11 protein-coding genes, 4 tRNA genes and 1 pseudogene are annotated in these 13,496 nt (G+C 61.2%); 11 read left to right on the top strand and 5 right to left on the bottom strand.

The genetic code is table 11. From position 1 onward, the window contains the following. Positions 1-121: 121 nt before the first annotated feature. The 4 genes from AC3B5Q_RS16985 to relB all read right to left on the bottom strand — a co-directional run bounded on the left by AC3B5Q_RS16985 (position 122) and on the right by relB (position 3,402). On the bottom strand, positions 122-790 hold the full coding sequence (locus AC3B5Q_RS16985; RefSeq protein WP_103444059.1) for a GntR family transcriptional regulator: 669 nt from the start codon (positions 788-790) through the stop codon (positions 122-124). Between the two features lie 16 nt (positions 791-806). Beyond that, positions 807-1,505: a FadR/GntR family transcriptional regulator gene (locus AC3B5Q_RS16980; protein ID WP_021785513.1), complete on the bottom strand. Its 699-nt coding sequence runs from the start codon at positions 1,503-1,505 to the stop codon at positions 807-809. Positions 1,506-1,549: 44 nt separating this feature from the next. Beyond that, positions 1,550-2,860 carry a C4-dicarboxylate transporter DctA gene (locus AC3B5Q_RS16975; RefSeq protein ID WP_021785512.1) on the bottom strand — a complete coding sequence of 437 codons (1,311 nt, stop codon included), beginning with the start codon at positions 2,858-2,860 and terminating at the stop codon, positions 1,550-1,552. A gap of 227 nt (positions 2,861-3,087) precedes the next feature. After that, the gene (relB, locus tag AC3B5Q_RS16970; RefSeq protein ID WP_028697376.1) at positions 3,088-3,402 is read right to left on the bottom strand and encodes a type II toxin-antitoxin system RelB family anti-toxin; all 315 of its coding nucleotides are present in this window, start codon (positions 3,400-3,402) and stop codon (positions 3,088-3,090) included. Positions 3,403-3,668: 266 nt separating this feature from the next. Between relB and AC3B5Q_RS16965 the strand changes: the two are divergent. The 3 genes and pseudogenes from AC3B5Q_RS16965 to AC3B5Q_RS16955 form a co-directional block, all read left to right on the top strand. Next, positions 3,669-3,950: pseudogene (locus AC3B5Q_RS16965) on the top strand (PAS domain-containing protein); the annotation flags it as partial. Positions 3,951-4,115: 165 nt separating this feature from the next. Then, a complete protein-coding gene (locus AC3B5Q_RS16960; protein WP_407726703.1) occupies positions 4,116-5,234 on the top strand; it encodes a methyl-accepting chemotaxis protein in 1,119 nt (372 codons plus the stop codon). A gap of 13 nt (positions 5,235-5,247) precedes the next feature. Then, positions 5,248-6,936, top strand: a complete 1,689-nt coding sequence (locus AC3B5Q_RS16955; protein WP_021785509.1) for a putative bifunctional diguanylate cyclase/phosphodiesterase — start codon at positions 5,248-5,250, stop codon at positions 6,934-6,936. 95 nt (positions 6,937-7,031) lie between these two features. Here AC3B5Q_RS16955 and folD read toward each other — a convergent pair whose 3' ends face one another. Then, on the bottom strand, positions 7,032-7,886 hold the full coding sequence (folD, locus tag AC3B5Q_RS16950; protein WP_021785508.1) for a bifunctional methylenetetrahydrofolate dehydrogenase/methenyltetrahydrofolate cyclohydrolase FolD: 855 nt from the start codon (positions 7,884-7,886) through the stop codon (positions 7,032-7,034). Positions 7,887-8,155: 269 nt separating this feature from the next. Between folD and AC3B5Q_RS16945 the strand changes: the two genes are divergently transcribed. The 8 genes from AC3B5Q_RS16945 (at position 8,156) to clpX (ending at position 13,372) form a co-directional block, all read left to right on the top strand. Next, positions 8,156-8,232, top strand: a tRNA-Arg gene (locus AC3B5Q_RS16945). A 41-nt stretch (positions 8,233-8,273) separates the two neighbouring features. Beyond that, a tRNA-His gene (locus AC3B5Q_RS16940) sits at positions 8,274-8,349 on the top strand. A 52-nt stretch (positions 8,350-8,401) separates the two neighbouring features. After that, positions 8,402-8,486: transfer RNA gene (locus tag AC3B5Q_RS16935), tRNA-Leu, on the top strand. Between the two features lie 36 nt (positions 8,487-8,522). Beyond that, positions 8,523-8,598: transfer RNA gene (locus AC3B5Q_RS16930), tRNA-His, on the top strand. Between the two features lie 787 nt (positions 8,599-9,385). Then, the gene (locus tag AC3B5Q_RS16925; protein ID WP_021782906.1) at positions 9,386-9,685 is read left to right on the top strand and encodes a DUF6388 family protein; all 300 of its coding nucleotides are present in this window, start codon (positions 9,386-9,388) and stop codon (positions 9,683-9,685) included. Positions 9,686-9,933: 248 nt separating this feature from the next. After that, a complete protein-coding gene (gene tig, locus AC3B5Q_RS16920) occupies positions 9,934-11,247 on the top strand; it encodes a trigger factor (protein ID WP_103444061.1) in 1,314 nt (437 codons plus the stop codon). 91 nt (positions 11,248-11,338) lie between these two features. Beyond that, complete coding sequence (clpP, locus tag AC3B5Q_RS16915) at positions 11,339-11,980, top strand: ATP-dependent Clp endopeptidase proteolytic subunit ClpP (protein ID WP_003259400.1); 642 nt, start codon at positions 11,339-11,341, stop codon at positions 11,978-11,980. Positions 11,981-12,088: 108 nt separating this feature from the next. Beyond that, the gene (gene clpX, locus AC3B5Q_RS16910) at positions 12,089-13,372 is read left to right on the top strand and encodes an ATP-dependent Clp protease ATP-binding subunit ClpX (RefSeq protein ID WP_003250242.1); all 1,284 of its coding nucleotides are present in this window, start codon (positions 12,089-12,091) and stop codon (positions 13,370-13,372) included. Positions 13,373-13,496: the final 124 nt, after the last annotated feature.

Here is a 13,496-nt window from a genome sequence, read left to right as displayed (position 1 = left end):
TGGTTCTCGCAGTATAGGGTGGGGTTATCGGGGCTGCTGTGCAGCCCATCGCCCGCTCAGCGCAGCTGCAAATGGTGCGTGAACGCGGCCTGAGCAGGAGCGATCGCGTAGTCTGGTCGGATTAGTCCAGGTCCAGCTTTTCTTCCAGGCGGTCAAGGTGCCTGTGCATCAACCCCAAGGCCGCTTCGGCATCACCTTGCTCCACGGCATCGATGATCGCCGCATGCTCTTCCCACGCGCAATGATCGCAGCACGGCGATTCGTAGCGAGCGATGATCAGCGAGGTCATCGGTACCAGCCCATTGAGAAATCGCGCCAGCGGCGCATTGGCCGCTACCTGCGCCAGTTTCAGGTGGAACTCGCCGCCCAGGCGGATCGCCGCGCAGCGTTCGCCACTCTCATGGTGCTGGCGCTCGCGCTCCACCAGTTGCCGTAGCTGGCGTACCTGCGCCGGCCGGGCGCGTTGCGCGGCCAGTGTGATCAGCGTGGTTTCGGCCAGGCGCCGGGCACTGAGCACCTGGCGTGCCTGGTCTGGGTCAGGCGCGGCCAGATGTGCGGTGTGGCTGGGGCGCTGCACCACCACCTGCTGGTCGGACAGGCGCCCGAGCACGCGGCGGATCACCGTGCGGCTGACACCAAATGCATGGCCCAGCGCCTGCTCGGGCAACAGGCTGCCCGGGGGCAGGCGCTGTTCGAGAATGGCGTCGAACAGCCGCGGGTAAATCTGCTCGGCCGACAGACGGGTTTCGCCGGCCGCGAGCAGGGCAGGCAAGTGGGGGGCGGCGTTCATGGTCACTCTCCTGAGGTCATGGATGTGGATGTTCGTCCGGGATATTCAGCGCGATGCCCATGCGCAGCCCTTCGGCCACGATATGCTGACGCATCTGGGCACTGGCCTGGGCGCTGCTGCGTTCGCGAATGGCACGTACCACCGCTTCGTTCTCCTTCAGCCGCGCGGCCAGGTGCTCTGGCGAGTTGCGCAGCATGTCGGCGCTTTGCTTCAGGGCATTGCCGGTTTGCTGCACCACGCTCTGGAAAATCGGGTTGGTGGTCAGGGCGAACAGCGCTTCATGGAAGGCAATGTAGGCTTTGACCCCGGCTTCGCTGTCATCGGCCTCCAGCGCTTCGCGCATGTCCATCAGGGTCAGGCGCAGCTGGCCGATGTCCTGGCTGTTGGCCGATTGCGCCACCAGGCCGACGATGAACGGTTCGAGTGTGTAGCGCAGTTCCAGTACGTCGGCCAGGCTGGCCGCGGCACTGACTTCCCCACCCGACGCCTGGGCATCGGCGTCCAGCACCAACACACCCTTGCCGGGCAACGAGCGCACCAGGCCCAGTGTTTCCAGCACGGTTACCGCTTCGCGCAGGCTGGGGCGGCTGATGCCCAGTTGTTCGGCCAGTTCGCGCTGGCCGGGCAGCATGTCGCCGGTGCGCCATTGGCCGCGGGCCAGGGCCTGGCGGAGTTTTTCCACCACTGAGTTGACGACGGTTGATGAGCTGATCACGTTTCGCTCCTGGAAGGGCCGGCGTCAATGCCGGCCACGTTCGCTCAGAATTCCTGTTGATGGGCGTTGGGTTGCTTGCGTGGCGCGGGGGCAAAGCCAGGCTTGCCGTCGAGCACGTTCTGCGCGCGCTCCAGGTCAATGTCCTTCTCCCAGCGGGCAATGGCCACGGTGGCTACGCAGTTGCCGATCAGGTTGGTCAACGCCCGGCCGATACCCATGAACCAGTCCACCGCCAGCACCAGTACCAGGCCTACCACAGGGATCGCCGGTACCGCAGTCAGGGTGGCGGCAAGAATCACCAGTGCCGAGCCTGGGATGCCGTGAGCCCCCTTGGAAGTCACCAGCGACACCAGCAGGATTGTCAGCAGGTCGGTCATTTCCAGTGGCGTGCCGGTGGCGTTGGCGATGAACACGATGGCCAGGGTCAGGTAAATGGAGAAACCATCGAGGTTGAACGAGTAGCCGGTAGGGATCACCAGGCCAACCGTTGAACTGCCAATACCCAGGTGCTCAAGCTTGCGCATGATCTGTGGCAGCACGGCGTCGGAAGAGGCGGTGCCCAGGACGATGGTCAGCTCTTCACGCAGGTACTTGATCAACGGCAGCAGTTTAAGGCCCGACAAGCGCATGACGGTGCCCAGCACGATCAGTACGAAGCCGGCACAGGTCAGGTAGAACAGCGCCACCAGCCCGCCCAGGTGCTGCAGCGACTCCAGGCCATACTTGCTGGTGGTGAAGGCGATGGCGCCGAACACGCCGATCGGCGCCAGGCGCACGATCATGCCCATGATGCGGAAGATCACATGGCTCAGTTCATTGATCAGTCGCGAGATGCCGGCGGCCGAGTCACCCACCAGGTTCAGCGCGCTGCCGAACAGCACCGAGAACAGCAGCACCTGAAGAATGTTGTTGTCGGCGAATGCACCGATCACCGAGGTGGGGATCAGGTCCATGAAGAACGCCGTGGCGCCATGGATGTGCTGGCCGCGCTCGGCCAGGCCGTTGGCATCGGCGGCGGACAGTTGATCCAGGTGAATATTGGCACCGCTGCCAATGCCACTGCTGAAGGCGAACACCAGGCCAATCACCAGCGCGAGGGTAGTCAGCACTTCGAAGTAGATCACCGACTTCAGGCCGATGCGCCCGACCTTTTTCAGGTCGCCCGCACCCGAAATGCCGCTGACCACCACGCAGAACACGATCAGGCCGATGAGCATCTTGATCAGCTTGATGAAGCCGTCGCCGAGGGGTTTGAGTTGCAGGGAGAGGTCGGGGAAGCTCAGACCGCAGGCGATGCCGAGGGCAAGGCCAAGTACGACTTGCAGGAAAATCGAACGCGAGCACCATTTGAGCATGGGAGGAGTCTCTGATCGGTGTCCTTGCTTCGGTAGCCGCACGGGGCGAAAGAGCGCAGGACTTAATTATTGTGGTCTTACCGGTTTGTTCAGCGCGAGGCCATAAAAGCGCGAAAAATCCTCGATTGCAAGGTTTTTTGGCCTTACCGGTCTGACCGGTTGTGGGGCAATCCGGCCTGCCATGCTCTAGATCGGTGCGTGCCGTGAAAGTGGGCGCGTGAAATAGCTCAGGGCTTGGCCAGTGCCTGGTCAACTGCTGCAATCAGCTTGCCAAGATCTTTAGGCGGGGCGTTGTGGATGACGCCGAACAGGTAGGCGCGCTGCTCCTCTTCGTCGTCCGGTTCTGCGAAGAAGTCCTTGGGCTTGACGCCCAGCACCTGGGCAAACGCCAAGATTGCATCGATGCTGGGGGTGTAGGTGCTGGTTTCGAAACGGCTGATGGTCTTGGGGTCGAAGCCGGTCCGTTCGGCCAGTTGTGCCTGGGTCAGGCCCGCCAGCTTGCGGTAGCGGCGCAGGGCGATACCCAAAGCTGATCTCGTCATCGCTTAATTCCCATTTAGAATCAAGAACTTAACGATATCTATCCATGTGGCGCAACGCCATGATCGATCACCTTTGTTTTATTTATGTGATGAATTTCGTAGAATTCATGGTCTGACCGGTTAGTCATCGTCCTCTTCCTTGTGCCGTTCGGCCTCGTGCCTCAACGGCAGGAAGCGCTTTTGCCTATTGGAACTGATCGCCATGAATCGGTTCCGGTGGCCGTCGATGAACTGGATACCGGCTTGTCATTGAATGGAGTCTCATCGTGCGCCTCAACTTGCCGGTAACCCCGGTCGAGCAACGTTTCCCCCCTCATCAGCGGCTGATTTCTGCTACCGATACCGCCAGCCTGATCACCTACTGCAACCCTGAGTTTGCCGCCATCAGTGGCTACAGCGAGGCCGAACTGATCGGCAGCCCGCACAACCTGGTGCGCCACCCGGACATGCCGCCAGCGGTGTACGAGTTGATGTGGCGCTACCTGAAAGCCGGGAAGAGCTGGATGGGTATCGTCAAGAACCGCTGCCGTAACGGCGACTACTACTGGGTCAATGCTTACGTCACGCCCATCCTCGAAGGAGGTCGGGTTGTGGGTTACGAGTCGGTGCGCGTATGCCCCACGCGGGAGCAAGTCGCCCGTGCCGAAGTGCTGTATGCGCGGCTGCGCAACGGTCAAACGGCATTGTCGGCGCCGCGCCGGCTGAGCTTGCTGATGCAGGCCTTGGCCTTGCCACTGGCCGGCGGGCTGCTGGCGGTAGGCGCAAACCAGTTGTGGCCCGGCCTGGTGGGGCAGGGGCTGACCCTGGGGCTGTTCGTGGCCTGCGGCCTGTGGGCGCGCAACGCCCTCGGGCGGCAGCTACAGCAGATTGTGCAGGGCGCCGAAGGTGCCTTCGCCGACCCGCTTGCAGCCTTGACCTACAGCGACCTGACGGGTGCTGCCGGGCAGTTGCAACTGATGCTGATCAGCGAAGAGGCACGTCTGAAAACCGCCTTGACGCGGCTAAGCGACCTGGCCGGACAAATGGCCGTGGCTGCTCGCGATGCCGGGCAGTTGTCGCGCAGCACCGAGGCGGCATTGCTGGAGCAGCGCGCCGAAACCGACCTGAGCGCCACCGCAATGAACCAGATGGCCGCCTCCATTGGCGAAGTGGCCAACCACGTGCAGTTGACCGCCGCCGAGGCACACACGGCCCACCTGCTGGCCGAACAAGGTAGCCAGGTAGCCGATGCAAGCGGTGCGGCCATTCGTAACTTGGCCAGCACTGTGACGCAGATCAACCAGGCGGTCAGCCACCTGGCTGGTCAGACTGGCGCCATCGCCGAGGCAGCCGGGATGATCCGTGGCATTGCCGAGCAGACCAACCTGCTGGCCCTCAACGCCGCCATCGAGGCAGCCCGTGCGGGTGAGCAGGGCCGCGGCTTTGCCGTGGTCGCCGACGAGGTGCGGGCACTGGCCGACAAGACTCGCCAGTCCACCCTGCACATCCAGGCCATAATCGATGCCTTGCGCAGTGGCGCCGAGGAAGCCGTGGCGATCGCCAGCCACGGCATCGACGGTGCCGAGCAAGGTGTTGTCCAGGTGCAGGAGGCCCGGCAAGCGCTGCATGGTATTCGTGACGCGGTACAGCGCATCAGCGATATGAGCCAGCAGATGGCCGCCGCCTCGCAGCAGCAGTCGGCGGTGGCAGAAGACGTTTCGCGGCAAATCAACGGCGTTGCCGGTATTGCCCAGCACAGCGCCCACAGCGCCAACGCCGCCGCCTCGCGCGGCACCGAACTGGAACATGTATGCGCCGGATTGCGCGCCCTGGTGGAGCGCTTCAACCGCTAAGGCAGGATGCTTTATGGATGATAACTATCGCGCGGCCGTGGACGCGGCCGCGATCTTTTCGGAAACCGACCTGCGTGGGAACATCACCTACGTCAATCAGCAGTTCTGCAGCATCTCGGGCTACAGCCGTGAGGAGCTGCTGGGGGCCAACCACCGTATCCTCAATTCCGGCCTGCATGAGCCGACGTTCTTTGTCGGCATGTGGCGGGCTTTGGCTGCCGGGCGGGTGTGGAAGGGCGAAATCTGCAACCGGTCCAAGGACGGTTCGTTGTATTGGGTCGACAGCACCATGGTGCCGCTGGTCGACCCGCTAACAGGCCAGGTGCGCAAGTATGTATCCATCCGCTTTGACGTTACAGAGAAGCGTCAGCTACTGCATACCTTGCAGTGGCGGGTGGGCCACGATGTGCTCACCGGCCTGCCCAACCGCGCCTATTTGTCCGACCTGCTGAACCAGGCCCTGGCCTGTTCGCGCCGTGAAGGCATCTCGCTGGCGGTGTGCATGCTCGACCTGGATGGTTTCAAGGCGGTCAACGACGGCTACGGGCATGCCGTGGGTGACCTGCTGCTGGTGGAAGTGGCGCAGCGTTTGAAGAGTATCCTGCGCGGTGGTGATGCCGTTGCCCGGCTGTCGGGCGACGAGTTCGTGCTGATCCTGCGCGACGTCGACGATGAGTGCCAGCTGCATGCAGCCCTGCAGCGGGTATTGCGGGCATTGGCGGCGCCTTGTGTGGTGCGTGGGCATACGCTGTCGCTCAGCGCCAGTATAGGCGTGACCCTGTATCCGCAGGATGATGAAGATGCCGACACCCTGGTGCGCCACGCCGACCAGGCCATGTATGTGGCCAAGCAGCGCGGGCGCAACCGTTACCACCTGTTCGATGTGACGCAGGAGCAGGAGCTCAAGGCCACCCACCAGACCGTGGCGCGCGTGCGCCGGGCGCTACGCAACGGCGAGTTGTGTCTTTACTACCAACCCAAGGTAAACCTGCGCAGTGGCAAGGTACTGGGCTTCGAGGGGTTGTTGCGCTGGCAGCGGCCGGGCCGTGGCGTGGTGCCGCCAGGCGATTTCCTGCCGTGGGTAGAACAGACCGACCTGATCGTCGAAATCGGCGAGTGGGTGATAGGGCAGGCATTGAGCCAGTTGCAGGTCTGGCAGTTGCAAGGGCAGCCCTGGTCACTGAGCGTGAATATCGCCGCGCGGCACTTGCAGCGCAGTGACTTTGCCGAGCGCCTGCAGCAACTGCTGGCAGCGTACCCGGCGGTGGACCCGGCGCTGCTGGACCTGGAAATCGTCGAGTCAGTGGCCATCGACAACCTGCAGCACGTCAGCCGCTGCCTGGACGCCTGCCGTGCGCTGGGTGTGCGTTTCTCGCTGGACGATTTCGGCACCGGTTATTCGTCGTTGAGTTACCTGAAACGCTTGCCGACCCAGACGATCAAGATCGACCAGTCGTTCGTACGGGACATCCTTCATGACCAGGACGACCTGGCGCTGACGGAGGCGGTGATCGGCCTGGCCCGGGCGTTTGGCCGCGAGGTGATTGCCGAGGGGCTGGAGAGTGTCGAGCATGGCCGGGTACTGATGGACCTGGGCTGCGAGCTGGCGCAGGGTTACTGCATTGCCCGGCCGATGCCGGCCAGTGAAGTGCAAGCCTGGGCACAGGCCTACCGGCAGCCGGCGCAGTGGCGTGACCCTTGAAGGCCATCAGCGGGCCGTGGTCCTGACCCGCACCATCAATCACGGGCAAAAAAAAACGGCACCTGCAAGAGGTGCCGTTTTCGCATCACGCGGTATTACTTGTGCAGCTCTTCTGCCGCATACAGCGTGTTCTCAAGCAGGCACGCCCGGGTCATCGGCCCGACGCCGCCCGGCACTGGTGTGATCCAGCCGGCGCGTGCCAGGGCAGTCTCGTAGACCACGTCGCCAACCAGCTTGCCGTCTTCCTGGCGGTTGATGCCCACGTCGATGACGATGGCGCCTTCCTTGACCCACTCACCCTTGACCAGGCCCGGCTTGCCGGCAGCCACGACCACCAGGTCGGCACGCCCGACATGGCCGGCCAGATCCTTGGTGAAGCGGTGGCAGACGGTCACGGTACAGCCGGCCAGCAGCAGTTCCATGGCCATCGGGCGGCCAACGATGTTGGACGCGCCGACGATCACCGCGTTCATGCCGTACAGGTCCTGGCCGGTGCTTTCCAGCAGGGTCATGATGCCTTTTGGCGTGCATGGGCGCAGCAGCGGAATACGCTGGGCCAGGCGGCCGATGTTGTAAGGATGGAAACCGTCCACATCCTTGTCCGGGCGAATGCGCTCGAGCAGCAGCGAGGCGTCCAGGTGCGCCGGCAGCGGCAGTTGCAGCAGGATGCCGTCGACGGCCGGATCGTCATTGAGACGGTCGATCAGCTCGGTCAGGGCCTGTTGCGTGGTCTCGCTGGGCAGGTCGAAAGCCTGCGAAATGAAGCCGACCTCTTCGCAGTCCTTGCGCTTGTGCGAGACATAGACTTGGGAGGCGGGGTCGGTGCCGACCAGGATCACCGCCAGGCCCGGCGTGCGCAGGCCTTGCTGGCGACGCTCCACGACACGTTGAGCGATCTGCTGGCGCAGGCTGGCGGCGATAGCCTTGCCATCGATTAGGTGTGCAGTCATAGACGCGTGATTAACCATCGAGAAGGAACAATAAAGAACGCGCATTCTCGCACGACATGGGCCAAGGGCAAAGGCGGGTGGTCGGGCAAATCCCCTAACCCCTTAAATAATTTAAATTTTTTCGAAAAAGGTGTTGACGACTTTCGGGGTCGACTATAAGATTCGCCGCACTTGTCGGGCACAGCCTATCACTGGTTGGCTAAGTCGGGCAGAATGAGTGGTTTAACAGTTCCTTGTTAGCGTCTCGTTCGGTTAGGCTTCAAGCTTAAGCGCCCGTAGCTCAGCTGGATAGAGCATCCGCCTTCTAAGCGGATGGTCGCAGGTTCGAGTCCTGCCGGGTGCGCCATTAGGCAGCTTTGGCAAGCAAGTAGGCTGTAATGCAATATGGTGGGCGTAGCTCAGTTGGTAGAGCGCTGGATTGTGATTCCAGTTGTCGTGGGTTCGATTCCCATCGTCCACCCCATATTCTTCAAGGGCGCCTCGATAGCATCTGGCGCCTTTGTTTTAAGCGTTACGCGGACGTGGTGAAATTGGTAGACACACTGGATTTAGGTTCCAGCGGCGCAAGCTGTAAGAGTTCGAGTCTCTTCGTCCGCACCATGCTTCTGTAAGGTTGTACTGCAAGACCGCAATATGGTGGGCGTAGCTCAGTTGGTAGAGCGCTGGATTGTGATTCCAGTTGTCGTGGGTTCGATTCCCATCGTCCACCCCATATTCCTGAAAGGCGCCTTGATCGTGAGATCGGGCGCCTTTTTGTTTTGGGGTTGTGATGTGCATGCCGTCAGTGTTCTGGTGTCTTTGATTGAGGTTGAGCGTCGCCCGCGTGGCTCCTGATGTTCCTCCTCGATATCGTGCCGGGTAAACAAGGTGGTCGCGCTTACTCTGTTGGCGGTCAAGCTTTTATGGGGTGTTCTACGGCCGATTGTTTCAGGGCGGCAAGGTGCCTGCCTTGGTTTTTGCGGTGATGCGTAGATCGAGCGCCGCCCGCGCGGCGCATCGCGAGCAAGCTCGCTCCTACATTTGTTTCGGGCCAATTATTCCTGGGGCAGACGCGCGCGTCCCCTTGGCGCTCACCTCGATATCGCGGGGGACAAACAGGGCGGTCGCGTGCGCAGGCACAGGCGATACTGGTCCGAAACAAATGTAGGAGCGAGCTTGCTCGCGATGCGCTCGCTCCTACATTTGTTTCGGGCCAATTATTCCTGGGGGCAGACGCGCGCGTCCCCTTGGCGCTCACCTCGATATCGTGGGGTACAAACAGGGCGGTCGCGTGCGCAGGCACAGGCGATACTGGCCCGAAACAAATGTAGGAGCGAGCTTGCTCGCGATGCGCCGCGCGGGCGGCGCTCGATCTCGAAGGCGCTGAAAATGTCGCGGTCAACCACCGCTCGGCCAAATCACCTCCCGCCCCTTGTAATCCTCTGGTGGCACCCCAATAAAAGCTGTTAGATTTCAGCCGGTTGAAACACCGGCCCGTTTGGCCGGCAAAGGACACCACGATGATTGCAAAAGAAGCCCGTCAGGCCCTGGCGCTGCAGCGCTTTGCCGAAGCCAATCCGCAGTTGCTCGAGGAGATCCGCGAGCTGGATGCGCGCGAGCAGGCCCAGCAGATCGAGTGGGCGTTCGAGGATGCAGCCGCGGAGCAGGGCATTGAGCCCTGGGAGTTGGCGCTGCAATTGATTGCCGAATCCCCGGAGCAGCTGCAGGCCATGCGCCTGGAAACGCACCGTGAAGTGGCCGAGGCGCTGGGGCTGGAATGGGAGGAGTACTGCCAGTTCAACGAAATCGATCCTGAATAAAGGAGGCGAATTCTTTGCTGGTAGTTGTTTGACAAGGTATTTCGGCTGCAGGCCGCCCCGGGCGCCGTGCAGCCTCTGTTGGAAGCAGGCCCGGCGCTGTGCCGTGCGGGCCTTGAAAGTTAATCGACCGGCGTTGTTTTCAGTCGTCCCGTGTGGGGTGACTTCTGCTGCGTGACTCACTAGAATGTTTGCCCTTGATTCTGGAGTCGGGCTAACGCCGGCTAACGTCTGTGCAACGAGGAATATCCATGCAAGTTTCTGTTGAAAACACTTCCGCTCTCGAGCGCCGCATGACCATCGCCGTTCCGGCCGAGCGCGTCGAGAACGAAGTCAACAAGCGTCTGCAGCAGACTGCCAAGCGCGCCAAGATTGCGGGCTTCCGTCCTGGTAAAGTGCCGATGACCGTGATCCGTCAGCGTTTCGAGGCGGACGCCCGTCAAGAGGCTTTCGGTGACCTGGTCCAGGCTTCCTTCTACGAAGCCATCGTCGAGCAGAAGCTGAACCCGGCTGGCTCTCCGGCTGTAGAGCCGAAGTCCTTCGAAAAGGGCAAGGATCTGGAGTTCGTCGCCATCTTCGAAGTGTTCCCGGAGTTCACGGTTGCAGGCCTCGAGTCGATCAAGGTCGAGCGCCTGAGCGCCGAAGTGGCTGACAGCGACCTGGACAACATGCTGGAAGTGCTGCGCAAGCAGAACACCCGCTTCGAGGCCGTCGAGCGCGCTGCGCAGAACGACGACCAGGTCAACATCGATTTCGTCGGCAAGGTCGACGGCGAAGTGTTTGCCGGTGGTTCGGCCAAGGGCACCCTGCTGGTACTGGGCTCCGGCCGCATGATCCCGGGCTTCGAAGAGGGTCTGGTAGGCGCCAAGGCAGGCGAAGAGCGCGTTGTCAACGTGACCTTCCCAGAGGACTACCAGAACCTGGACCTGGCTGGCAAAGCCGCCGAGTTCACCATCACCGTCAACAGTGTTTCGGCACCTGTGCTGCCAGAGCTGAACGAAGAGTTCTTCGCCCAGTTCGGCATCAAAGAATCGACCCTGGAAGGCTTCCGCGCCGAAGTTCGCAAGAACATGGAGCGTGAGCTGCGTCAGGCGATCAAGACCAAGGTCAAGAACCAGGTCATGGACGGTCTGCTGGCCGCCAACCCGATCGAAGTGCCAAAAGCCCTGCTGGAAAACGAAGTCAACCGTCTGCGCGTGCAGGCTGTTCAGCAGTTCGGTGGCAACATCAAGCCTGAGCAACTGCCAGTCGAGCTGTTCGAAGAGCAAGCCAAGCGCCGTGTCGTGCTGGGTCTGATCGTGGCCGAAGTGGTCAAGCAGTTCGAGCTGAAGCCGGACGACGCCAAGGTTCGCGAGATGATCGAAGAAATGGCTTCGGCTTACCAGGAGCCTGAGCAGGTCATCGCCTGGTACTACAAGAACGACCAGCAACTGAACGAAGTGCGTTCGGTTGTGCTGGAAGAACAAGTTGTAGATACTGTTCTGCAGAAAGCGACTGTGACCGACAAGTCGGTCTCGTACGAAGAAGCCGTTAAACCAGCCGAGGCTCCTGCCGCTGCTGAGTAACAGGCTTCTCTCGTAGGAAACCTCCACAAGCCAGCCTTCGAGCTGGCTTGTGCGTATTCAAGCCATGACTATTTGGGAGTGAGCGCAGGACATGTCCCGCAATTCTTATATTCAGCAGAGCTCTGACATCCAGGCCGCAGGCGGCCTGGTCCCGATGGTTATCGAGCAGTCCGCCCGTGGCGAACGTGCTTACGACATCTACTCGCGCCTGTTGAAGGAGCGTGTGATCTTCCTGGTTGGCCCGGTAGAGGACTACATGGCCAACCTCGTCGTTGCGCAACTGCTGTTCCTTGAGGCGGAGAACCCGGACAAGGATATCCATCTGTACATCAACTCGCCGGGCGGTTCCGTCACCGCCGGCATGTCGATCTACGACACCATGCAGTTCATCAAGCCGGACGTTTCGACCATCTGCATCGGCCAGGCCTGCAGCATGGGCGCCTTCCTGCTGGCGGCAGGTGCCAAGGGCAAGCGTCATTGCCTGCCGAACTCGCGCGTGATGATCCACCAGCCGCTTGGCGGCTTCCAGGGTCAGGCCACCGATATCGAGATCCACGCCCAGGAAATCCTCAATATCAAGGCCCGTCTGAACGAGCTGCTGGCCTATCACACCGGCCAGGACCTCGAGACCATCAAGCGTGACACCGAGCGTGACAACTTCATGAGCGCCTCGCGCGCAGCCGAGTACGGCCTGATCGACTCGGTCTACGACAAGCGGCAACTGGCCTCCTGAACCGGGAGGTCAGAGCAGGTGGGCGTCGAAAGCGCCTACCTGCGGACTTGAAAAAGCCCGCAATTGCCTTCATCTTGTGTTGCAAGCCTACCGGATTGGATCGATCGAATGACTGACACCCGTAACGGCGAGGACAGCGGCAAATTGCTTTATTGCTCCTTCTGCGGCAAAAGCCAGCACGAAGTGCGCAAACTGATTGCCGGGCCCTCGGTATTTATCTGCGACGAGTGCGTCGACCTGTGCAACGACATCATCCGTGAGGAGGTGCAGGAAGCCCAGGCCGAGAGCAGCGCGCACAAATTGCCTTCGCCGAAAGAAATCAGCGGCATCCTGGACCAGTACGTCATTGGTCAGGAGCGCGCAAAGAAGGTGCTGGCCGTAGCGGTGTACAACCACTACAAGCGCCTGAACCAGCGTGACAAGAAGGGTGACGAAGTCGAACTGGGCAAGAGCAACATCCTGCTCATCGGGCCGACTGGCTCGGGCAAGACCCTGCTCGCCGAAACCTTGGCACGCCTGTTGAACGTACCGTTCACCATTGCTGACGCCACCACCCTGACCGAAGCCGGTTATGTGGGTGAGGACGTCGAGAACATCATCCAGAAGCTGTTGCAGAAGTGCGACTACGACGTGGAAAAGGCCCAGATGGGCATTGTCTACATCGACGAAATCGACAAGATCTCGCGCAAGTCGGACAACCCGTCCATCACCCGTGATGTCTCGGGTGAGGGCGTGCAGCAGGCACTGCTGAAACTGATCGAAGGCACCGTGGCCTCGGTCCCGCCGCAAGGCGGCCGCAAGCACCCGCAACAGGAATTCCTGCAGGTTGATACCCGCAACATCCTGTTCATCTGCGGTGGTGCGTTCTCGGGCCTGGAAAAGGTCATCCAGAACCGCTCCACCAAAGGTGGCATCGGTTTTGGTGCCGAAGTGCGCAGCAAGGAAGAGGGCAAGAAGGTTGGTGAGTCCCTGCGTGAGGTCGAGCCGGACGATCTGGTCAAGTTTGGCCTGATTCCGGAATTCGTCGGCCGTCTGCCGGTACTGGCTACCCTTGACGAGCTGGATGAGGCTGCATTGATGCAGATCCTCACCGAGCCGAAGAATGCCCTGACCAAGCAGTATGCCAAGCTATTCGAGATGGAAAGCGTCGACCTCGAGTTCCGCAGCGATGCGCTCAAGGCCGTTGCGCGCAAGGCCCTGGAGCGCAAGACTGGTGCCCGTGGCCTGCGTTCGATCCTCGAAGGCGTTCTGCTCGATACCATGTACGAGATCCCTTCGAAAAAGGATGTCAGCAAGGTGGTTATCGACGAGAGCGTCATTGAGGGCACGTCGCAGCCGCTGATGATTTACGAAAACAGCGAACCGCAAGCCAAGGCCGCACCAGACGCCTGATTCAGGCAATGGCCGGTTTTCGGTTGCAAGCAAGAAGGGGGCCTACGGGCCCCTTTCTGCTTTTCCTGTGCAAGCGCTTGTAATTTCCCAAGCATGCCCCCACATTAGGTCCAAGCATCATTTC

Source organism: Pseudomonas sp. D5(2026), assembly GCF_057766845.1.
This window is presented reverse-complemented; position numbering and strand designations above follow the sequence as displayed.

What these genes read in the sequence shown, in the direction of transcription:
- AC3B5Q_RS16985 (WP_103444059.1), bottom strand. Translation starts at nt 790, where the DNA reads ATGAACGCCGCCCCCCACTTGCCTGCCCTGCTCGCGGCCGGCGAAACC.
- AC3B5Q_RS16975 (WP_021785512.1), bottom strand. Translation starts at nt 2,860, where the DNA reads ATGCTCAAATGGTGCTCGCGTTCGATTTTCCTGCAAGTCGTACTTGGC.
- relB (WP_028697376.1), bottom strand. Translation starts at nt 3,402, where the DNA reads ATGACGAGATCAGCTTTGGGTATCGCCCTGCGCCGCTACCGCAAGCTG.
- AC3B5Q_RS16960 (WP_407726703.1), top strand. Translation starts at nt 4,116, where the DNA reads ATGCAGGCCTTGGCCTTGCCACTGGCCGGCGGGCTGCTGGCGGTAGGC.
- AC3B5Q_RS16955 (WP_021785509.1), top strand. Translation starts at nt 5,248, where the DNA reads ATGGATGATAACTATCGCGCGGCCGTGGACGCGGCCGCGATCTTTTCG.
- folD (WP_021785508.1), bottom strand. Translation starts at nt 7,886, where the DNA reads ATGACTGCACACCTAATCGATGGCAAGGCTATCGCCGCCAGCCTGCGC.
- AC3B5Q_RS16925 (WP_021782906.1), top strand. Translation starts at nt 9,386, where the DNA reads ATGATTGCAAAAGAAGCCCGTCAGGCCCTGGCGCTGCAGCGCTTTGCC.
- tig (WP_103444061.1), top strand. Translation starts at nt 9,934, where the DNA reads ATGCAAGTTTCTGTTGAAAACACTTCCGCTCTCGAGCGCCGCATGACC.
- clpP (WP_003259400.1), top strand. Translation starts at nt 11,339, where the DNA reads ATGTCCCGCAATTCTTATATTCAGCAGAGCTCTGACATCCAGGCCGCA.
- clpX (WP_003250242.1), top strand. Translation starts at nt 12,089, where the DNA reads ATGACTGACACCCGTAACGGCGAGGACAGCGGCAAATTGCTTTATTGC.